The following is a 23,605-nucleotide window of genomic DNA, read 5'->3' as shown; positions in this document are numbered from 1 at the left end:
TTGCGCCGGGCCCGTTCACCACGGAATTGAGATCTCGATCACCCTTGATCATCGAGGGCCGCCAGCCCATGCCGCGATCAGTGCCGAAAGTTCCGATGCCCAGCAACGGACCGTCTCGACGTCCAGCACTTCCGATGAGAACGAGAAGTACGCGTGCACCGGTCCGTCGCCGACCGGTTCATAGAAGCTGAGCGTCAGATCTGATTCCGGAACACCCACGGGCACCGGTATCAGGGCGCCCAGCGCGTCGAGATGACCGAGCCTCGCCTGCTCGTGGTGTATCAGCATGACCTGTGGGCGCAGCACCGGTGAGACGTCACCGATGGCGTCCACGACGTCCGCGAAAGCCACGTCCTGGTTGTCCAGCGCATCGAGGTTCGACCTGCGGATCCGCTGCAGAAGTTCTACGGGGTCCGGGTCGCCGCTGGTATCCGTTCGCAAGAGAACGATATTGAGAAAGCAGCCGACCAGGGTGTCGAGCGCTTCCTCCGAGCGACCCGCGACGAGCGATCCCAGCGGAATGTCCGTACCGGCACCGTGGCGGGTCAGCACGGTCGCGAGAGCCGCCTGCAGCACCATGAACAGACTGGTTCCCGTCTCGCTCGCGAACACATCGATCGAACTATGCAGTTCCGCGTCGATCTCGACCGGAACCATCTCCGACGTCTGGGTTCCGGGCCCCCTCGGTGCCGGCAGTTCGAGCCGGGACGGCATACCGTTCAATCTCTTCCGCCAGTAATTGAGCTGGCGCGACCATCGACTGTCCGGGTCGCCGGGCTCGCCGGACAAAGCCTGCGCCCACAGGACGTAGTCGGCGTACTCGACGGGCAGTGGCTCCCAGTCGGGTTCATTGCCGTTCGACCGGGAGTCATACGCCCCCATCAGGTCACCGAGCAGCGGTACCACCGACCATTCGTCCACGGCGATGTAGTGCATTGCCAGGAGCAGTGCCTGCGTGCCGTCGGCAGCAGAAACGAGATGCGCTCGCAGCGGTGCTCGTTCGGTGAGGTCCATGGGCTCCTGTGCCAACTCGAAGACCATCCGGTGTACGTCGCCGTCACCGACGTCGACCATTTCGAGTACCGGGCGAACCGCTTCCCGTGCGATTACGGTGTCGCCGTGTTCGACGTACACGGTGCGTAGCGGTTCGTGTCGGGAAGTGACATCGCCGAGTGCCCGCGCCAGGATTTCCGGATCGACTGTGCCGCGAATCTGCAGCGACAGGGCGTGACTGGCCTGCGCCCTGGGCCCGTCCATGCGAAACTGCTTCCAGAACCGCCGTTGCGGTCCGGACAACGGTAGCGCGTCCGGCCGAGGGTCTGCGGGCGCCAGTACCGGCCGGCCGGATCTGGCCGCGCCGGCGACGATCGCGGAGAGTCCGGCCACTGTGGAACTGTCGAACACGTCCCGGATACCGAGGTCGACACCGAACCGTCGACGAAGGCGTCCTACCAACCTCATCGACGCCATCGAGTTGCCACCAAGGTCGAAGAAGTCGTCGTTGATACCCACCGACGGCAGGCGCAGGATCTCGGCGAATACCTCTGCGATCTCCTTCTGCGCCGGGGTCTGCGCGGTGCCGTCCCCGGTCAGCGCCGACCAGTCCGGCCGAGGCAGTGCTTTACGGTCGAGTTTGCCGTTGGGGGTCAGCGGCAGATCACCCTCGAGAACTATGACGACGGTGGGCACCATGTAGTCGGGCAGGCGGGCCGCGGCGTGTTCGCGGACAGCCTGTGGGTCGACGTGCTCGGCTCCGCGGCCGTCGGATGCGGTCACGTAGCCGATCAGTCGGACTATGTCGCCCTCCCGATCTGCCACCACCGCCGACTGTTTCACACCGGGATGGTTACCGAGGGCCGCAATGATCTCACCGAGTTCGATTCGGAATCCACGGATCTTCACCTGGTCGTCGACCCGTCCGAGAAAGTCGATGTTGCCATCGGCCCGCCAGCGAGCCCGGTCACCGGTCCGGTACATCCGGGTTCCCTCTTCACCGAACGGGTTGGATACGAATCGTCCGGCGGTGAGAGCGGGCCGTCCCAGATATCCACGGGCCAGACCGCGTCCGGCGATGTACAACTCGCCCGCCACACCGGGTGGAACCGGATTCAGCAGGTCGTCGAGCACATACGCCTGCTCATTGGGGTCGGGAATTCCAATCGGCACGGCCGAATTCCATCCGGGTCGAGCCTGCCACAGGGTGCTATTGACGGTGGCCTCCGTGAGACCATATGCCGCCAGCAGATTCAGCCGCTCCGCCCAGCGGCCGATCAACTCGGGTGGCACCGTCTCCGTGCCCACCAGTACCGTGCACCCTGCCGGGACATCGCATCCCGACGGCAGCGCCGCCAGCAACGATGGCGGAATAATCGCGTGCGTCACAGCGTGTTCGGCCATGAAGTCGGTGAGTTCCGGGCCCGCTACGCGGGACTCGTCCGGCACGATCACCAATCGGGAACCCGTGCACAGCGCCATCGACAGCTCGAAGACCGCGACGTCGAATCCGATCGAAGCGAACTGCATGACCACCGAGCCCGGAACCAATCTCATTCGTTCTTCAGCGGTGGCGACGAGGCTGGGAATCCCGTCGTGAGTGAGTACCGCGCCCTTGGGCTTACCGGTGGAACCCGACGTATAGATGACGTACGCGGCGTGGTTCAGGCCCCGCGGCGGCTGCGGCACCTCCACACCACCGGCGGCATCGAGTTCGGCGACGATCGACGCATCGTCGACAAGAATACGAGTGAGTGTGTTCGTCTCCGTGATGCGGGCGCTCTCCCCCACCGTGGTCACCAGCACCCGCGCCGCAGAGTCGGCGAGCATGTAGGAGATGCGCTCTGCCGGGTGGTTCAGATCGAGCGGCAGGTACGCCGCCCCGAGCCTGAGCACACCGAGGACCGTCGCCACCATCTCGATCGACCGCGGGACCGCCAATCCCACCACGCTTTCGACGGATACACCGCGCCGATGCAACAGTGCGGCGATACGGTCGGCGCGGTCGCTCAGTTCTGCGTACGTCACCTGACCGTGCGAGTCGATCACAGCGACGGCGTCCGGGACCGACTCGACGTGGCGGGTGAACGCGCCGGAGAACGTCTCCTCCGGCACCGATTGCCGGGTGTCATTGAATCCGTACAGCACCAACTCGTGCTCGTCGTCGAGGAACACGTCGAGATCGCCGATTGTCACACCGGAATCGGACGCCAGGGCGTCGAGCACCGCGATCTGGCGTCGCGCGATCCTCGCCGCGGTACTGCGATCGAAGAGGTCCGAGCCGTACTCGAGGCGCAGCTCCACCCGCTCGTCGTCGAGGTACTCGGTGAAGTTGAATACCAAATCGAACTTGGCCGTGCGTTCCTCGATCGACACCGGAACCGGCCCCTGCCCCGGCCCAACCACCGAATCAGATGTCCGGGTGTGGTAACCGACCATCACCTGGAATAACGGGTTCCGGGCCGGTGTACGAGCGGGATTCACCTTCTCCACAACAGTTTCGAAAGGAACATCCGCATTCACGAAAGCCGCCAGGTCGGTATCGCGGACCCGTGCCAGCAGTTCGTCGAACGTGGGGTTGCCCGACACGTCCGTCCGCAACACCACGGTGTTGACGAAGAAGCCGATCAGTTCGTCGAGCCCCTGCTCGCTCCGACCGGCGACCGGTGCCCCGAGTGGTAGATCGTCACCCCCACCCAACCGATGCAGCAACGCCGCGGACGCCGCGTGCAGGACCATAAACATGGTGGTTCCCGACGCCCGGGCAAGAGACCGCAGGGCCCGCGTGGTGACGACATCGAGCGTCGTCTCGATAACTCCGCCTGCGAAACTCGGCCGGGCGGGGCGGGTGTGATCGGTGGGGAGCGCCAACTCCTCCGGGATCCCGGCGAGTTTTTTCGCCCAGTAGTCGAGTTGACCGTTCATGACGCTGGAGGGGTCGTCCGGATCACCCAGCACATCCCGTTGCCACAACGTGTAGTCGCCGTACTGCACGTCGAGCGGTTTCCACAGCGGCGCCGCACCCTGCGCCCGAGAGGTGTACGCCGTCATCAGGTCACGTAGGAACGGACGATCCGACCACTCGTCGGTGGCGATGTGGTGCAGCACGATTGCCAGCACCTGTTCCCCGGCGACCCGGATCAGCCGTGCCCGAATCGGGATCTCAGCGGTCAGGTCGAACGGGCGTCCCACCGTCTCGCCGACCAACCGGGAAAGTTCGTCTTCGGTGCCGTCGCGCACGGTCACCTCGGGGCGCACGTCGTCCAGGATCAGCTGCACCGGTTCGCCGTCGTGCTCCCCGAATATCGTCCGCAGAGATTCGTGCCGCGTCACCACATCGGTCAGCGCCTGCTCGAACACCCCTGCGTCGAGCGAATCTTGCAGTCGCAGGACGATCGGGAAGTTGTATGCAGCAGATGCCCCATCCATCTGCTGTAGCAGCCAGAGTCGTTGTTGCGCGGCGGAGAGCGGCAGGTGCTCTGGCCTCGGCCGGGCTACCAGAGAGGGTCGGGTCGAGTTCGTGTCGTCGCCGATCCGGGCGGCCAACTCCGCAACGGTGGGCGCCTCAAACAGGTCACGCATGGTCAAGTCCGCCTCGAGCGCCCCGCGCGCACGGCTGATCAGCCTCGTTGCAAGCAGCGAGTGACCGCCGAGGTCGAAGAAATTGTCGTCCACGCCGGGCGCCGGAACCCCGAGGATCTCCTCGAACAGCCCGGTGAGGACGCGTTCGGTGTCGGTGCGCGGTTCCGTGCGCTCGCGGCCGCGGGCGCCCAGGATCCCGTCGGCCGACGGCAGAGCCTTGACGTCGAGCTTGCCGTTCACCGTCATCGGCAGGCTGTCCACCTCGATGATCGCGGCCGGCACCATGTAGTCCGGCAACGACTCGCGCAAAGCGCGCCTGTATCGGTCGGCGCCTCGCGGCTCACGAGAACTCGCGGCGACGGCGTACCCGACCAGACGGGTGAATCCGCCGGGGCCGGAATCGACCACGACCGCGGCCTGGCGCACGGCGTCCAGCGCTTCGAGCGCGGACGAGATCTCACCTAGTTCCACCCGGTGACCACGGATCTTCACCTGGTCGTCAGTGCGGCCGAGAAAGTCGAGGTTGCCGTCCAAACGGCGACGAACCAGATCACCTGTCCGATACATACGTACGGACAGTTCGAATGGATTTGCCACGAACCGGTCTGCCGTCAGCGCGAATCGGTCGAGATAGCCGCGCGCGAGCCCGACCCCGGAGATGTACAACTCACCGGTGACACCGTCCGGAACCGGACGCAGCCAAGGGTCCAGCACGTAGGCGGACGTGTTCCAGATCGGCGAACCAACCGTGGACGTAGCACTGTCGGCAGTACCCGCGCCGAGAGTGTTGATCGTGTACTCGGTGGGGCCGTACAGGTTGTATCCACTGGTTCCGTCGGTGTCGCGCAATCGGTTCCACACCGAGTCCGACACAGCCTCGCCGCCGAGTAGCACCAGACGTGGTCGGTGACGCCCCGGGCCGTCGTCGAGCAGTCCCTCCTCGACGAGGTGCTGCGCGTACGTCGGCGTCACATTGACCACGTCGATCTCGTGGGTGTCGCAGTAGGCCACGAGGGCCTCGGCGTCGCGTCGGAGATTCTCGTCGCAGATGTGCACCTCATGGCCTTCCACCAGCCACAGCAGTTCCTCCCACGACATGTCGAACGCGAACGACACGGTGTGCGCGATACGTAGACGTCGTCCGCCCCCCGCCCTCACCACCGGTTCGAAGATCGCCTCGCGGTGGTTGAACTGCATGTTGGTCAGACCGCGGTACGGGGTCACGACCCCCTTCGGTTTGCCCGTCGATCCCGACGTGTAGATGACGTATGCCGGATGATCAAGCCGGCCGGGGGTTCCGGGCGCGAAACTGCGGAGTTCGACATCTGCCAGCGGAGCGGCCGAGACCGTCCCGAGGTCCAATTCGTCGAGGGCGAGCACGTCCACCTTGGCAGCGTCCAGCGTCTGCGCGAGCGCCGACGTGGTCACCAGCGCCGTCGGGCACGCATCGTCGAGCATTCCGACCAAACGTTCCGCCGGGTGATCCAGTTCGAGCGGCAGGTACGCCGAACCGGTACGCAGCACCGCAAACAGCGCCACCACCATCTCCACCGACCGCGGCAGTGCAAGGGCCACGATCTGCTCGGTGCCCGCACCGTGGCTGAGCAGGAGTCGGGCCATCCGGTTCACGTCGGCGTCAAGTTCAGCGTAGCTCACGGCGCGGTCACCGAAGACCAGCGCCGTCTCGTCTGGCCGGATTCGTGCGGCGTCGGCGAACAGGTCGGCAATCGTCGAGTCGGGAACCGGCTTCCGCTCTGACGGCAATGGATCTGCTGCTCCGGCGATTCCAGCGACCACGCCTGTCAGATCGGTGGACCATTGCTCGAGCATGGTCACGTACCGCGACAGCATGCGTTCGACGCGATAGTCCGCGACCATCTCCGGGTGAAATTCGAACTTCACCTTCACGCTCGCACCCGGCGTCACGACGACCGTGACGGGGTAGTGCGTGTGATCGATGCTGTCGCCACCGCTGATGTCATGCGCCTCGTTGAGTGCCGACACCTGCTTCTCGTCCACGAAGTTCTGCAGCACATACAGCACGTCGAACAGCGGGCGATGCTCGGTGACCCGCGCAATGGTGGCCAACCCGAGATAGTCGTAGGGGCTGAGCGTCAACCGGTCGGACTGAGTTCGCCGCAGCAGGTCGACGACGCTCTCGTTCGGACGCAACGTCATCCGCACGGGAACGGTGTTGAGGAACATTCCGGCCACGGCGTCCAGACCTGGAACCTCCGGCGGGCGGCCCGCGACGGTGGTGCCGAACACGAGGTCCTGACGTCCAGTCTCGATCCCGAGAACGACTGCCAGAGCTGCGCTGAGCACCGCGTTCAACGTGACCCCCGCACCCCGTGCGCCGGCGCGCAATCGCTCACTCAGCTTCTCCGACAACACCGCGTCACAGCGTTGCGGTGGCCGCGGCGCCCCCGGGGCCGTCGTGGCGAGCAGAGTCGGTTCATCGAGTCCGCCGAGCGCCTCGGCCCACGCGGCCCGCGCGGCGTCTGCGTCTCGGGCGGCGAGCCAGAGCAGATAGTCCTCAAATGTGCCCTCAGGAGGGCCGAATCCGGTGTCGTCGCCGCCCGATTCGTAGAGGGCCAACAGCTGACTCACTACGATCCCGTTGGACCATCCGTCCCACAACAGGAACTGGCGGTTGATCACCAGACGATCGTGAGTATCCGTAAGTCGCAGCACCATCGCCCGCCACAGTGGGGGCGAGGAAAGATCGAACGGCGTCTGACGATCCTGCGCCGCCAACTCCGCGGCATAAGCATCGCGTTCGAACTCGTCGAGTTCACGCAGGTCGAATTCGGCGATCGGTACGTCCAGACCGGCACCGACGAACTGCACCGGTGCGCGCAGGCCCTCGCTGACGAATCCCGCTCTCAGGGTGGGATTGCGTAGCTGGAGAGTTCGCAGGGCGGCACCGAGCCGTTCAGTGTCGAGGCGATGGGCGAAATCGAGGGTGAACTGTGCCGTGTAGATGTCGGGCCCGGCGTCGAACCCGGCCTGAAAGTACAGGCCCTCCTGCAGCGGTGACAACGGCAGCAGCGTGTCGACACCGGACGGACTGGCCGCCACGATCCGATCGATCTCCCGCTGCGTCAGCGTCACGAGAGGGAGGTCGGACGGGGTCAGGATCGCCGGTCCCTCGTGTACGACGGCGGCCACGGCCAGTTCACGCAGCGCCGTCACCCAGCCGTCGCTGAGCGCGATCGCATCGTCCTCGCTCAGATCGTCCTCCGACCAGGCGAAGACGGCCTGCAGTTCGGTGCCGCGCTCGGTCTCCTCGCATACCGCGTTGATCACGAGTCGGTAGGGTCCACCAAAATCTGCATCGGGATCGGTTGACAAACAGTCGGATTCGACAGCGGGTGTCCATTCACCGGTCTCCGCGTGCGGCAGGCGGCCGAGGTAGTTGAACAGCACCTGCGACTCCGACCTTGCCGCGAGCATTCCCGCGGTGCGTGCGTTGACGTACCGCAGCATCCCGTAGCCGATGCCGCCGTCGGGCGCGCCGCGCAATCGTTCCTTGACGTCCTTCAGCGTCTCGAGGGCGCCCCCTCGACTGCCTAACCGGACGGGGGTCACGTTGGTGAGCCAGCCGACGGTGCGCGAAAGATCCACGCCCTCGGCCAGTTCCTCGCGTCCGTGCCGCTCGAGGTCCACCAACAGATCCGGCCCGCGTTCACCGCCGGCAACCCAGCGGTCGACCGCCAGACGCAGCGCGGCCAGCAGCACGTCGGTGACGTCCGCCCCGACGACCCCCGGGGCGGTGGTCAGCAGGGTCGCAGTGAGTTCGGCGTCCACCCGCACCGTGCGCCTTGCGCCGCTGCTCACGACCGCGTGACCGGTGGCGCCGGGCACCAGTTCGGCGCCGGGTGCGGTGACGCCCAGCCAGTGGTCGAGTTCCGCAAGCCGGGCGGGTTCGTGCGCCTGCGCGGTGACTATGCGGGCGAATCCGCGCAGCGACGTGACCACCGGGTCGAGAGCCACGACTTGACCGCTGTCGGCGGCCACCCATGCCATCGCCAGGTCCTCGATCAGTGTCCGCCACGACACCCCGTCGATCACGAGATGATGCGCGATGAGCAGCAGTCTCCCGAGATCGTCCGGGCCGGCGTCGAACCACACCGCAGAGAGCATGACGCCGCGGTCGGGGTCGAGTCGGTCCGTGGCCGCGTCGGATTCTGCCGTCACCCTCTCGCGCAGCGCGGCGTCATCGAGACCGGTGGCGTCGACACGATGCAGAGTCAATTCCGCGGTTTCGGTGATCTCGAGCGACCACACCCCCGGTGCGTGCCGGGTGAGCCGCTGCCGCAGGCCGTCGTGGTGGTCGACCACCGACTGCAGGGCCGTCGTCAGCACCTCGATGCTGGTGCCGGCCGGACTGTGCACCAGCAACGCCTGGTTGAAGCGGTGCTTTCCGCCGCTCCACTCGGACAGTCGGTGCACCACCGGTAGCGGCCACAACACGCCCGTGCCGGATTCCTCCACTCGGGCGACCGGCGAAACGACGGACGCAGCGGCCAGTCCGGCGAGCGCGGACGGGGTCCGCTGCTCGAAGATCTGTCGCGGAGTGATCGTGATTCCCTCGCGGCGAGCGAGATTCACCAGGCGGATGGCAAGAATACTGTCGCCGCCGAGCGCGAAGAAATCGTCGTCACAACCGACCGCGTCGAGCCCGAGCACGTCTGCATAGTGGCCGGCCAACACCGCTGCCACACCGCTTTCGACGACCGCCGCTGCGCTGACCTCAGTGGTGGTGACCTGAGCGGAGAAGTCGGGTGCAGGAAGGGCTTTGCGGTCCAGTTTGCCACTCGGGCCGACCGGGAACGCCGCCAGTGTCACGAACGCGACCGGCACCATGAACTCCGGCAGAGCGTCGGTCAGGCGCCTGCGGACGTCGTCGGGATCGGCGTCACCGACCAGATATCCGACCAACTGTTGCAGGCCCGGCCGATTCGTGCGCACCGTTGCAGCAGCCTGCCGCACACCGGGGCACGCGGCCATCTGGGCTTCGATCTCGCCCAGTTCGATACGGAAGCCCCGCAACTTCACCTGATCGTCGACTCTGCCGACATATTCGACGGCACCGCTTGCACCGATACGGGCAACGTCGCCGGTGCGGTACATCCGAGTCCCCGAGGGAGAGAACGGATCCGCCAGGAACCGTTCGGCGCTGAACGCAGGCCTACCCAAGTATCCCCGGGCCAGTTGCGGCCCCGACAGGTACAGTTCGCCCGAAACACCCGCGGGCACCGGTTGCAGGTAGAGGTCGAGCACGTACAGACCGGTATTCGACGTCGGCACGCCGATCGGCACGGATGGCGCGCCGGCATCGATTCCCTGGACAGACGCCGCGAAACTGACTTCCACCGACGCCTCGGTGGGGCCGTAGAGATTGTCCACTTCCACTCCGGGCAGGAGTTCAGCGACGCGCCGGGCAGATGTCACCGGCAGCGCTTCCCCGCTGCAGGAGATGATCCGCAATCCGGTGCACTGCGCGGCTGTGGGTTCTGCGAGGAACGCCTCGAGCATCGACGGAACGAAGCGCACGCGCGTGATCGACCGCGCAATGATGACGTCGGCGAGGTATGCCGGATCCCTGTGCCCGTCCGGCCTCGCCAGGACGAGTGTCGCGCCGGCCAGTAGCGGTCCGAAGAACTCCGGCACCGACACGTCGAAACTCGAGGGAGTTTTCTGCAACACGTTGTCCGAACGCGTCATCGGGCGGAAACGCTGCTCCCATAACAGTCGGTTGACGATGCCTGCGTGCGGCACGACGACCCCCTTGGGGTGTCCCGTCGATCCCGAGGTGTAGATCACGTAGGCGGGGTGCTCCGGCGCGACCGTGACACCAACCAGTGGCTCGGGTGAGTAGTCTGCGGCATCGGAAACTCGGATCTGCGGAACGTCGGAACCGAAAAATGTTTCGGTTCCGTCGGTGAGAAGGCAGACGGGTTCCGCGTCATCGAGCATGTACGACAACCGGTCTGCGGGGTAACCGGTATCGAGTGGCACGTACGCGCCGCCTGCCTTCCCGACCGCAAGGAGCGCGGCAATGAGGTCCAGCGAACGGGGCAGCGCCACCGCCACCCTAGACTCCGGTGTCACACCGCGCTCGACGAGCAACCGGGCCAGACGGTTGGCCCGCGCGTGCAACTGTGCGTACGTGAGTTCCTCGTCCTCGAACACGACCGCCACCGCCTCGGGCGTCCGCTCGGCCTGCTCCTCGAGCAGGGCCGTCACCGTCGTCCAGGGGAACTCCACCTGCGCGTCCTGCAGTGCCGCGTCGATCGATTCACGCGAGGCCAGCGCGATTCGCGACACGCTCTGGTCCACGTCGCGGGTCAGCTCGGTGAGATGCGCGACCGTCGACTCGGCGAACCGAGTCGCGGTCGCCTCGTCGATACGCGCAGCGTCGTACACGAGTTCGAGTGTGAGGGCGTCGCCGGGAACGGCTATCAAGGTCATCGGGTAGGGCGGGCGTTCGTCGAATCGGATGTCCGTCACCTGCACCGCACCGGAGGGGTCGGTGACGGCGCCCTCGCCGAGCGGATAGTTCTCGAAGACGACCAGTGTCTCGAAGGGATTGTGCAATCCGGCTTCCCGGCGCAAGTCGGACAGACCGAGATACTGGTGGTCGAGCAGCGTCGACTGTTCGTGCTGCCACCGAGCGAGAGTCTCCACCACCGTGTCGGTAGGCCGATACCGCAGTCGGGTGGGAACGGTGTTGATGAACAATCCCACCATCGTTTCGATACCGGGCAGATCACCACCGCGACCTGACACCGTCGACCCGAACACCACGTCCTCCGCACCGGTCAGTCGACCCAGGACGAGTCCCCACGTTCCGTGGACCAGCGTGCTGAGAGTCAGTCCGCGTGCGCGGCCCATCGCGGTGAGTCCGGCGGTGTCTTCCGGCGGCAACTGTGTCCGGATCGAGTGAATTCCGGATTGATTCTGTGACAAAGGATTCGGAAATTCTACCGGCTCGGGTGCATCGGCGAGCACACCCCGCCACACGGCAAGTGATGTCTCACGGTCCCTGGACCCGAGCCAGTCGAGGTAGCTGCGGTACGGAGTGGCTGCGGGCAACGGCGGTGGTGTTCCCTCGACGCTGTAGAGCGCCAACAGTTCGCGTAGCATAACCGGCACTGACCAGCCGTCCGCAACGATGTGGTGAATCGACTGCAGCAGAAGGAACTTCTGCTGCATCTCGCCCGTCGTGTCGCCCACCCCGGCATCGACCCGCGCGAGCGTGTAACGCAGCAGCGGGGCGCGTCCGAGGTCGAAACCGCGGGCCCGGTCGGCCGCCAGCAACTGATCCACGCGCTGCCCCGGTTCCGCGGTTTCGGTGAGGTCCACCACCTCCATCGGCACCCGCACGACGTCCCGGACCACCTGCACGACCTTGCCGTCCGACATCGCCTGCACGCCGACACGAAGGGCTGCGTGCCGGTCGACCACTGCCTGCAGTCCGCGGTGCATCGCTGCCTCGTCGACAGGACCGGTCAGTTCGATCACCTGTTGCACCACGTATGGGTCGGTGCCGGTGTCCTCGAACGCCGACTGGAAGGAGCCATCGAACACCGACTGGAGGGAGCCATCGAACACCGATTGGAAGTAGATACCTTCCTGCAATGGTGTCAACGGGAGAACATCGGCTGGGCTTGCGAGCGCGTCCACGTCCGTTTGCGTCAGTGAGACCAGCGGAAAATCCGACGGAGTGTGACCGCCGAAGCGTTCGGCGCCGGCCAGCAGCCGTAGCGCCGCCGTCCACTCCTCGGCAAGCGCCTCGACGTTTGTGCGCGTGAGAACGCCTGGCGCCCATGTCATCGTGGTACTCAGTGCCGGGCCGTCGGGTCCGTCCTCGGCGATGACATCGAACGTCAGCGCGTGACCGATCGGCATACGGGGGCCGTCGGCACCGCTCATCGCGCGAGGTAACCAGTCGGCCTCCGCAGCCGACGGCACCCTGCCGAGGTAGTTGAACAGCACCTGCGGTGTCTGCGCCTGTTCGAGTTCCGGCTTCGGGGCGCCTAGGTAGCGCAGCGCTCCGTAGCCGAACCCGGACCCCGGAATCCGGCGCAGTTGGTCCTTGACCGTCTTCAGTACACGAGCCATGCCCGCCGCGTCGTCAAGTTCGGCGAGGGCGGTCCCGGCGTCGATCATCACCGGGTAGACGGTGGTGAACCACCCGACGGTTCGGGAAAGGTCGACTGCAGGACCGTCGCCGCAACGCAGTGCGTCTTCCTCACGTCCGTGGCCTTCGAGATCGAGAAGTACCGCGTCCGACTCTCCACCGGTTCCGCATGCGGTGCGCCACTTTCGCAGCGCCACCGCGAGACCGGCGAGAAGCGCGTCGCCCACGTGACCGTGGAACGCCGCAGGCACGGAAGTGAGCAGCGGCTCTGTGAACTCCGGGGGCAATGTCACCGTGAGGGATTCGGCGTTGCCCACGAGGTCGACGAGCGGATCCAGTGCACGCGAACCGATGTCCGGATCGGGCGTGTTCGCCACTGCGGTCCAGAAGGGCAACTCGTGGTCGAATGCACCCTCCCTCACGTGCTCGTCCAGCAGTTCTGACCACCGTCGCAGCGACGTCTCGACCTTCGCGAGTTCGGGGATACCACCCGCCATGACGGACACTGCCGCGCTCGCGAGGTCTTGGAGGATGATCCGCCAAGACACCCCGTCGACCACCGCGTGATGCGCGATCAGCAACAGTCGCCCGGAACCCTCCTGAGCGGCGAAAAGGACCGCCTGCACCATCACACCGGCGTCGGGATCGAGCCGAGCGACGGCCGCGCGGGATTCGGAATCGAGTTGCTGCTCATTGCCTTCGAAGTCGACGACGCGTAGCGCGTCCCGCGCTGCCGACGGATCCCATTCCGGCACCGACAGAGTCCAGCGCTCGCCGCGGACGAGTCTCGCCCGCAGGGCGTCGTGCCGTTCGAGCACCGCGGCCAAGGCCTTGCGCGCGGCCCCCTCGTCGAGAGCAGCAGGAGTCTGCACGAGCACCGACTGGTGGAATGCTGCGACGTCGTCTCCCCTCTCGCCCGTACGTACCAGGATCGGGGTGCTCCTGACCTCACCGACCGCGACATCATCGGGGTCGACGGCGACGGGAGTGCGTCCGTTCTGTGTCCGGGCGAGCGCCTCGGCCGTCCGGAGTTGGAAGACCTCGCGCGGACTGATCGAGAACCCCTGTTGCCGAGCATGGTTCACCAATTGAATTGCGACGATGCTGTCGCCGCCCAGCGCGAAGAAGTCGTCGGTGACGCCCACCGTCTCCACTCCGAGGACGTCGGCCATCAGCACGCACAGCGCCTCCTCGACGGCGGTGCGTGGTGCCAGGTTCTCGCTCGCCGCCGCCAAGTCAGGCTCGGGCAGAGCCCGGCGGTCCAATTTTCCGTTGGGCGTCAGCGGAAACACGTCGAGGACGACGAACGCCGACGGCACCATGTACTCGGGCAGCTTCGACGCCGCCCAGATCCTCAGTTCGGCCGCGTCCAGTTCGGTGCCCTGCTCCGCGACTGTGTAGGCCGCGAGATACTGCGCCCCGGCGGGTGTCTCTCGAACGACGACGGCGCCGTGCCGGACCCCGGGATGCGAGACCAGCCCCGCCTCGACATCCTCGAGTTCCAGGCGCATGCCCCGGATCTTCACCTGGTTGTCGGCGCGGCCGAGGAAGTCCAGTGATCCGTCCGCGGTCCACCGAGCGCGGTCCCCGGTCCGATACAGGCGCGACCCGTCGTCTGCGAAGGGGTTGGCGACGAAACGCGATGCCGTCAGCCCGGCCGCACTCACATACCCGCGCCCGAGGAGGAATCCGCCCGCATACAGTTCACCGCCGGCGCCCAACGGAACCGGATTCAGTCGGTCGTCCAGGACATATAGCTGGGTATTCGGATTCGGGCGACCGATCGACGTGGCGATCCGCTCGGCATCCTCCCGATAGATCACATGCGACACACCGATAGTCGTTTCCGCCGGGCCATAGCCGTGATACAGCGTGGTCGCGAGTTCGGACCGGAATCTCTCGAACAGTTCCGGGGTGAGAACCTCTCCGCCGCACCACACGTGCTTCAGCGCCGACAACAGCTCCGTGCCCCGCGACAAGTCGAGCAGGACGTCGAGCATCGACGACACCAGGTAGACGAAGGTCACCGATTCGCCGGCGATCAGGTCCAGCAGGTACTGCGGATCACGTTCGCCACCCGGCTCGGCTACCACCAACCGTCCACCCGACACGAGGGGCAGCAGTATCTCGTTGACGGAGATGTCGAACGAGAGCGGCGCCTTGAACAGCGACGCGTCCCCCGGTCCGAACCCCAGGATCTCGTCGCGCTGCCATAGCAGTCGCGCGCAGACGGCTTCGTGCCGGATCATGGCACCCTTGGGACGGCCCGTCGAACCCGATGTGAAGATGACGTAGGCCAGTCTCGAACCCTGAACAGCCGCAACAGGAAATTCCCGGGACTCTGCGGCATACGCCCAGTCCGCGAGGTCGACCGGCACTGCCCACTCTCCCGCATCGGTCACGCCACCGGGGCCGGTGAGAACGAGCGAAGCCCCCGCGTCCGCGAGGACCGACCTTCGCCGGTCCCGCGGCCAGGACGGGTCGAGCGGCACGAACGCGCCACCGGCACACATGACGGCGAGCAGTCCGATCACCATCTCAGCTGAGCGCGGAAGACCCACCGCCACAACCTCTTCTGCCGCCAGTCCCCGGGACTGCAGGTGCTGCGCGAGCTGCGCGACAAGTTCCCCCAATTCCCGGTAGGTGAGGCGCACTGCTCCCGAGACGAGGGCGTCGGCTTCGGGAGTCCTGGCCACCTGAGCCTGGAACAGGTCGGAAGCGGTCACCGATTCCTGCGGGGCTGCTGTGTCGTTGAACTCTTCGAGCAGCTGCCTACGCTCAGCCCCCGACATCGGATCGAGCGACGCGATGGTCAGCGAGGGATTGGCGGTGAACTGACCGACGAAGTGCTGTAGTCGGCGACGGTGCTCCTCGAGTTCGGTACCGAGACCAGACGGCGCCCGCAGGTCGATCTCGATGGGCTCGGAATCCTGCCCACCACGAATGGAGAAGTCGAGGTCGCGCACCATGCCCGTGGCTGAACTCCGCACCCGCGTGGGGAAGCCGCCGAGCGTGAGCGGATGCTCGAACATCATGGAGTTGATTCCGGGACCGAATATCTGACGATCCGGATCGATCGACCGTAGGTCGCGGACGAGATCCTCACCGCGGTAGCGGCCGTGTCGCAGAACCGCGACGAGGGTAGTATCGATCCGCGTCGCCAACTCGCCCACCGTCATGTCCGGATCGACCTGAACGCGGAACGGCAAAATCGTCGAGCACATTCCGGGAATGCGGCGCATGTCGCGTCCGACCCGTGCCGTCATCGGCAGCGACAGCGTGAGGTCACGCAAGCCAGTGATCCGGTGGATGTATGCCACGACAGCGGCCAGTGGCAGACGGGTACGCCTGATGCCGGCGTCCGCGGCGAAGGCGTAGAGCGCGTCTGCGTGGTCGCCATCGATGCTGACCATCGCGGAGATCGGTGCGGCAGAGTCGCCCCCGACGTGCGGGAGCAGCCTCGGCGGTTCGGGTGCATCGATCACCTGTTGGATCCAGAAGTCACGGTCGTCGGCGAAACGCTGCGACGCGCGGTAGTCGCGATCGGCCGCGACGAGGGCGTCGAGAGACCGCGGCGCAGCGGCGATCTCGAGGTCCGGGCTGTCGTATCGCTCGACCACTTCTGCGACCAGCAAAGTGATCGCGTAGCCATCGATGATGCTGTGGTGGTACCGCTGGTACCAGACCAGCGTTTCGTCCCCGGTGCGCAGCAGGGTTTGCCGGAACAGTGGCGTGTCTGAGCCGATGTCGACCACGGTCTGCATGTCGCGGTCCATCCACGCGCGCGCACTCGCGTCGGGAATCCTCTCGCCGCGCAGGTCGATTACCTCGAGCGGCCAATCTTCGGGATCGGTGGGAACCTGAGCCAGTTCCTTGCCCTCACCCTTCTCGAAGCGCACGTGCACGGCTTCGACCCGTTCGATGGTCTTCCGAATCGCGGCGATCAGACGGTCTACATCGATCTGACCAGCGACCTCGCCGGCCAGAGACAGGTTGTAGACCGGGCTCTCCGGGTTCAACTGTTGCCCGACCCAGACCTCGGTCTGCGCAGCAGTCAGTGGAAGCACCGCCCGCGTCGAAGCGAGCGGGGCGGAGTACGACTGAGGGTGGGCAGTCGCCGCGTGGTCCGGAGACATGGGTGATCCGATCGTCCGTCGATGCACTCGCCGCACGACGAGCCCCGAAGGAGTTTAGGTTAGGCTACCCACCGACAACAACCCCGTTCGTGGCATCCGCACCGGTGTCGAGTGTCACCCGGAGCCCTGCCTCACCCGGAGCCCTGCCTCACCTGGAGCTCTGCCTCACCCGGCGAGGAACTCGAGCAACACCTTGTTCACCGCATCGGGCTGTTCGAGGTAGCCGTAGTGGCCCACGTCGGAGATCTCGTAATACCGGGCGGACGGTATGACTTCAGCCACCTCACGCGAGAGGTACGGCGGAATCATCCGGTCGTCGGCGAATCCGATGGACAAACACGGCACGGTAATCGCCCGGTACGCCTCACGGCGATCGAAATTGCGATCCATCTCCATCTGCGCGCGCACACCGTCCGACATGCTGCCGCCACTGAACTCGAAGAGATCGAGCCAGTCGCGGGCGGTGTGCGGGTCGAAGAGCGACGCCGGCGACAGGTTCATCACCGCGGTGACCGCAGCCTGGTACTTTGCCGGCAACTCGACCCTGTTGTCGTACAGAGCGCGCTCACCCTCGCTGAGCATCTTCTGAAAGTAGTCCATGCGAGCGTGACCAGCGAGAAACGCCGCTTTGCGCACCAGATCGGGGCGCGTCAACGTGAGTTCCTGAGCAACGCGGGCGCCCATCGAGGTGCCGACGACTCGAACCGGTCCGCCACCGAGGTGCTCGATCAATCCCGCGGTGTCGGCGACCATATCGTCGATGGTGATCCCGTCGACGCTCTCCCCGGACGGTGCGATGCCGCGGTTGTCGAAAGTGCAGACACGGTAGCCGGCCTCGATCAACGCCGGTGTTTGGTGCAGATCCCACACGCGCCCCGGGCTACCGGTTCCCATGATGAGCACCACAAGATCGCCGGACCCCTTGACCTGGTAGTTCAGGGGAATTCCGTTGATCGTAGCGATCGTCATGTCTACTTCCTTCCAACTAGCGGTTCACCAATCAAGGTTGGATAGCCTAAGCTGGCCCCACTGCCGCTCAAGTGCAGCGTTGACCGACAATCTCGTCCAGGAGGACTGCGTTGAGAGTCGCCACACTCGGATATCAAACCTGGGGTCACCGTACCCTGCAGGCCCTCCTCAAGTCGGAACACGAGGTAGTTCTCGCGATCACGCATCCTCGGAGTGATCACGTCTACGAGCAGATGTGGGCCGACTCCGTGGCCGACCTGGCAACAACACACGGGGTGCCGGTGCACATCGCCACCAAACCGGACGAAGACTTCAAGGCGGCACTGAAGCGGGCCGACGCCGACATCCTGGTCGCCAACAATTGGCGCACCTGGCTGCCGAGGGACGTCTTCGACTCCCCGCGCTACGGCACCCTCAACATCCACGACTCGCTGCTGCCCAAGTACACGGGATTCTCCCCGCTGATCTGGGCGCTCATCAACGGCGAGGAAGAGGTGGGCCTCACCGCGCACCTGATGGACGAGGAACTCGACGCCGGCGACATCGTCTTACAGCGGTCGACACCCGTCGGACCGACGGACACCGTCACCGATCTGTTTCACCGCACGGTCGACATGATCGGCCCGATCACGCTCGACGCACTCGAACTCATCGCGTCCGGGCGCACGGACTGGACACCGCAGGACCGCTCGCAGGCCACGTTCTTCCACAAGCGGGCACCTGAAGACAGCCTCATCGACTGGACGTGGCCCGCCGACGCAATCGAGCGCCTCGTCCGCGCGCAGTCCGACCCCTACCCCAACGCATTCACTCACTACAAGGGACAGCGCATCCGGGTCCTGAACGCCGCGGTGTCCAAGGGAAATTATGGCGGAACGCCCGGGCGTGTCTTCATCCACGAAGGCGACGGCATGGTCATCGTCGCCGGCCCCGATGCCCGCACCGGCCGCAACAAGGGATTGAAGATTCAGCGCGTCCGCCTCGACGACGGCACCGAACTCGCCGGACCCGAGTTCTTCCCCCACGGCGGGGGTTACTGCGCATAGCCCCCTGCTAGGTTATCCGCCGGGGTGACCGATCCGAGGGGGCAGTTCGTTCAACGTCGATGTCGAGATGCTGCGGCGATTCTCCGAAGCGGTGACCGGGGTGGCCGAGTCGATCAACGGTATCGATGTGAGCACCCCGTTCACCGACTCCGAGGCGGCGCTGCCGGGAACCGAGTTCGCCACGGTCTGCGCAGTCGGCGCGCAACCAACGCGACATCGTCTCCCGGCCCGACGCCCGCGAACTCCTCACGCCCCACCATTACGCGAACGATTCCGCGCCGCACGACTAGCCAAGAACGCCACACGACTGGCAAAGAAGGCTGCCTCCAATGCCTGAATTTTCCACCGGATCGGACGCCATGACCGTCAAGGAGTACCTCGACGCACACCACGTGAGCTGCACCCCATGCCACCCCGACACCGCTTACCCCGTGTCCGTCAGCATTCCCCAGCTCCCCGACTGGGTACCCGCCCCACCCGACACAGCGCCCGACGCCCACACCATCCTCGTCAATCCCACACATACAGCACAAAATTGGTGCCCCAACGCCGTCCTCCTACACGGCAAGCTCTCACCGGCGATCGACGCCGAGCAGTTACTGGCGTGCGCATTCACCGACTCCCGACGACTTCCGGACTGGCGCGAGTACGAGTGGAATCGCTTTCGCTATCAAGGCCACCCGTCGGCATTCATCCGCGGCGTCTACACGGTCGGGCAATGGACCTTGTCGGCGACCACCCGCTACATCGCCATCACAAACGGACCGGATCAATACCTGACCCAACTGACCGTGACCACCCTGCTCGACCAGGCCGATGAACTCGACATCGACGTCACCGTCATGAATGTCGGACTGACCATCGCACTTCACTGACGTAAACCGTGGGACGACTCCCCGCCGCACCCAGACATCAACCACGACGCGGAAAGACCTACCTCCCCTCCCACGCCGACCACAACTCGGCGTACCGCCCACCGGCTGCAACGAGCTGGGCGTGCGACCCTTCCTCGACGATCCGGCCGTGTTCGAGCACCACCACCCGATCCGCGGTAGCCGCCTGTGTCAATCGGTGAGCGACCACCAACGTCGTCCGGCCGCGGGTCGCGGCGTCGGCGGACGCCTCGAGTTCCCGCGCACCCGCACTGCCGGCCTCCGCGGTGGCCTCGTCCAGGATTGCGACTGCAGGGTTAGCGAGCACAAGCCGGGCCAGGGCCAACTGCTGCGCCTGGGCCGCGGTCAGTTCGTGGCCGCCTTCTCCGACGACAGTCCGGATGCCCTCGTCGAGGGCGCTCACCCAGTTGGCCGCTCCGACAGTTTTCAACGCCACCACCGCATCCTCCTCGGAGGCGTCGGGGGCCGCGAGCCGGAGGTCGTCGATCAACGGTCCCGCGAACACGTGGACCTCCTGGCTGACGAGGGCAACCCGGCGCCGGAGACGCCCGGGTTCGAGATCCGACAGGTCGGTCCTACCGATCCTCACCGAGCCGGAAGTCGGGGAGATCGACCCGGCTGCGAGCGCCGCGACAGTGGTCTTGCCTGCCCCGGTCGAGCCGACCAGGGCAAGGCGCTCGCCAGCATTCACGCGCAGGCTGATGCCGTGCACTACCTCGTGTCCGCCGGCGTAGGTGTGGCGGACGCCCACGAGTTCCAGCGTCGAATCCGAGTCCTCGTCCACCACGCTCGTCCCGGTGCCGGACGTGTCGCCGAGACCGACGACACCGACGAGTCGCGCCAGGCTCGCACCCGCCGATTGCACCTCGTCGAACGTGTACATCAGCATGCCGATCGGGTTGAACAGCCGATGGAACAGCAGTGCGGCGGCGGTGGTCTGCCCGACGGTGACGACGTCAGCGTTCACCAGTGCGAAACCGGCGGCGAGGATGGTGGCCAGCCCCACGAACTCGGCCCGGTTGCCACGCCCGACGAACCGGGTGAACAGTGAGAACACACCGACGGACAAGTCGCGAGCTTTCTCCGACGCGCCGTTGATCTGCGCCAGATGACTGTCTTCGAGACCGTAGGCACGCACGGTGCGGGCGCCCTGCATGCTGCTGATCAGCGCCTGCGAACGCTCGCCCATCGCGACGCGTTCGGCGGCGTAGACCGGCGCGGACCGCGGCAGGTACCAGCGCATCGCCAGTGCATACATCGGCAGTGCCACCATGCCTGCGAGACCGAGCCGCCAATCGATGCCGAGCATCGTGATCATGCTCAACACCACCAGCAGGACGGCTGTGACAAGGTTGGGCACCACATCGGTCACCGCCTTGCCGATCACCGCGACGTCGTCGCCCACCCTCGATAACAGGTCGCCTTTGCCGACCCGTTCGACGGTCTGGATCGGCAACCGTAGCGCGCGGTCGACGCTGTGCTCGCGCAGATCCGCCAGAATCCCCTCGCCCATGCTGCGGATCAGGAACGTCGCGAACCCGGCGCAGACCCCGCCGACGATCGCGGCGCCCGCGATCACCGCAACCACCCAGCCGATTGTCGACGGCGGCGCACCGTCCTGAACGCGGTCGACGAGAACTCCGAACACGTAGACGGGCACCAGTGCCATGCCTGCTGCCGTGGCGGCCACCAACAGGGTGCATACGCTCCGGGTGCGCCACCGGCCCAGCTCGGATGCGAGCCAGGCCCAGGTGTCGCGCGCGTTCGCGATGGGCAGCAGTTCACTCATCGCAGGACCACCCTCCGGTAGTTCGCGTTCTCCGTCGTCAATTGGGCGTGCACGCCCTCGGCGACGACCGCTCCCACATCGAGTACGACTACCCGATCGGTCACGAACAGCAGGGCAGGGCTGCTCGTGATGAGGATCGTGGTCTGCCGGGTCGCGATATCGCGATGTCGCAGATCCGCAATTCCGCGTGCGATCGCATGCTCGGTGACCGCATCCACGGCCGTCGTCGGGTCGTGCAGCACCATCACCGGGGACCGCGCCACCAGCGCTCGCGCGAGGGCCACCCGCTGTCGCTGACCGCCGGACAATGACGACCCACGATCGGCCACCTCGCGGTCGAGTCCTTCCGGGTGCGCTTCGACCACGTCGATCGCGGCAGAAGCGGTGAGCGCCGCCCGCACCTCGGACGGCATGGCGTCGGGCCTGCCCGCGGTCACGTTCGAGGCGAGGGTTCCGGAGAACAAGTCACCGTTGTGCGGCTCGACGAGCAACGCACGACGCGCCTGCGCGAGATCCGCATCCGACAAGCGCACTCCGCCCACCGTCAACTCGCCGTCGTAGCAGTCGGGCGGAATCTGCCCCGACAACAGCGCGGCCAGCGCCTCGGCATCCTGGGGGCGGTAGGCCACGATGCCGAGCAACTCCCCGGGAACAACCTGGAGATCCACGGCACGCAGCGACCGGTAGGACACACCGGTCAGGCTCAGCTCACTGCCGTCGAGTGCGTGCCCGGACCCGATGGGGAGCATCGGCCGGGCGTCCAGGATCAGCGCGAGACGATCCGCCGACGCGCGCGCGAGGGCCAGGAATCCGGGCAAGCCTGCCAGCACGCCGAGCGGTTCGATGAAGAACTGGGACAGGCCGACGACAGTGATCAGTTCACCGATGGTGATGCGTCCTTCCAGCGCAAACCACCCCGCGACACCTGCAACTCCGACAGCGAGCAGGGCGCTGACGGTCATCGACACCCCCGCGAAGACTGCGGAACTCTTCGCGGTGTGGAGGGTCGCGCCGAGCGCCTCACGACTGGCTGTCCGGTATCGCTGAGACGCCGATCTCTCCGCACCGATTCCACGCAGTGGGCGCAGGCCGCTCACCAGATCGGTGGCCATGGCGGACGCCCGCGCCACGGCAGCCTGCTGGTCGGTGGCTCTGCGGGTGATCAATGGCGCCGCGAGTTGGAGGAGTCCGAGGATGAGAGGAGTACCGACCAGAACGACGAGTCCGAGCGGCACGTCGATCACCAGCAGGGCGATGGCTGATCCGATTGCCGCAGTCAGGGCTGCGGCCGCACGCGGTGCAATATCCGCGATCCACGCGGCGCGGTCAGCATCGGATGTGGATACGGAGAGCAACTCGCCGGCGCGCAGGTCGGTGCGCACACCTCGGGGGTCGAGGATCCGGTGCGCTACCTCCATACGTAGCTGATGCGCTTCGTTCTGCATGGCCACGACGACGAAGCGCGCGCCGTAGCGCCACGAAACGGTCAGGACGAGGAACAGAAACGCCAAAACACACAGCCACACCGAGAGCGCGTAGACGTCACCGGTCGCGACAGCCCGGTCGACGATCACCCCGATCGAGATCGGGACCAGCGTTTCTGCCACCTGATGAGCGCAGACCAGAACGGTGCCGATCCCGAGTCGGGCACGGTTCCGCACCAGGGCTCGACGCAGAATTGCGGTACCGCCAGTCTTCACGCGCGTAACTCCAAACGCCGACACTTTCCCGCCTACCGGCAAAGTAAGCGGACCCTAATCGAGTGAACCCTAATCGATGGACAACTAGCGTTGACGTGCCCGGTTCTCATAGAGTCGCCGATACGCGCTTCTGCGCGTGACGCAGCAGCAAGCCCGAGAGGAATCAAGATGGTTGCGAAGACGACGGCCGAAAACGACACCGTGGACGAGGATCTCGAACCCTTGGCCGACGAGACCGCCCACCAAGCACAGCGCGTTGTCGCTGCTTACGCCGATAATGCCGACGAGTGCAGGATGCTGCTCGCCATGCTCGGAGTCGGACCCACCACAAAGCTCGACTGAGAAAGT

The 23,605-nt window shown here is 65.9% G+C and carries 8 protein-coding genes; 4 read left to right on the top strand and 4 right to left on the bottom strand.

Annotated features, from left to right (window positions below; translation table 11 throughout):
• Positions 1–48 precede the first annotated feature (48 nt).
• Together RM2_RS01235 and RM2_RS01230 are read right to left on the bottom strand one after the other, a co-directional pair.
• Entirely contained in the window at positions 49–16,860 is a 16,812-nt protein-coding gene (locus RM2_RS01235; protein WP_072687015.1) for a non-ribosomal peptide synthetase, read from the bottom strand.
• A gap of 165 nt (positions 16,861–17,025) precedes the next feature.
• On the bottom strand, positions 17,026–17,829 hold the full coding sequence (locus tag RM2_RS01230) for an alpha/beta fold hydrolase (protein WP_072687014.1): 804 nt from the start codon (positions 17,827–17,829) through the stop codon (positions 17,026–17,028).
• 110 nt (positions 17,830–17,939) lie between these two features.
• Here RM2_RS01230 and RM2_RS01225 point away from each other — a divergent pair, with 110 nt between their 5' ends.
• From RM2_RS01225 to RM2_RS01215, 3 genes are all read left to right on the top strand, one after another.
• Complete coding sequence (locus RM2_RS01225) at positions 17,940–18,875, top strand: methionyl-tRNA formyltransferase (RefSeq protein WP_072687013.1); 936 nt, start codon at positions 17,940–17,942, stop codon at positions 18,873–18,875.
• 67 nt (positions 18,876–18,942) lie between these two features.
• On the top strand, positions 18,943–19,212 hold the full coding sequence (locus RM2_RS01220) for a hypothetical protein (protein ID WP_072687012.1): 270 nt from the start codon (positions 18,943–18,945) through the stop codon (positions 19,210–19,212).
• Positions 19,205–19,750, top strand: a complete 546-nt coding sequence (locus RM2_RS01215; protein WP_084721580.1) for an LpqN/LpqT family lipoprotein — start codon at positions 19,205–19,207, stop codon at positions 19,748–19,750. The genes RM2_RS01220 and RM2_RS01215 overlap by 8 nt, the downstream gene beginning before the upstream one ends.
• A 58-nt stretch (positions 19,751–19,808) precedes the next feature.
• On the opposite strand, the gene RM2_RS01210 is transcribed toward RM2_RS01215, so the two are convergent.
• Both RM2_RS01210 and RM2_RS01205 read right to left on the bottom strand, forming a co-directional pair.
• Complete coding sequence (locus RM2_RS01210) at positions 19,809–21,557, bottom strand: ABC transporter ATP-binding protein (RefSeq protein WP_072687011.1); 1,749 nt, start codon at positions 21,555–21,557, stop codon at positions 19,809–19,811.
• Positions 21,554–23,257, bottom strand: a complete 1,704-nt coding sequence (locus tag RM2_RS01205) for an ABC transporter ATP-binding protein (RefSeq protein ID WP_072687010.1) — start codon at positions 23,255–23,257, stop codon at positions 21,554–21,556. The genes RM2_RS01210 and RM2_RS01205 overlap by 4 nt, the downstream gene beginning before the upstream one ends.
• 168 nt (positions 23,258–23,425) lie before the next feature.
• On the opposite strand from RM2_RS01205, the gene RM2_RS24360 reads away from it, so the two are divergent.
• On the top strand, positions 23,426–23,599 hold the full coding sequence (locus RM2_RS24360; protein WP_169846662.1) for a hypothetical protein: 174 nt from the start codon (positions 23,426–23,428) through the stop codon (positions 23,597–23,599).
• Positions 23,600–23,605: the final 6 nt, after the last annotated feature.

The sequence above is a fragment of the Rhodococcus marinonascens NBRC 14363 genome (genome assembly GCF_001894885.1).
Taxonomy (GTDB): domain Bacteria; phylum Actinomycetota; class Actinomycetes; order Mycobacteriales; family Mycobacteriaceae; genus Rhodococcus_F; species Rhodococcus_F marinonascens.
The sequence above is the reverse complement of the archived record's forward strand: the minus strand, read 5'-3'. Positions and strand labels throughout refer to the sequence as shown.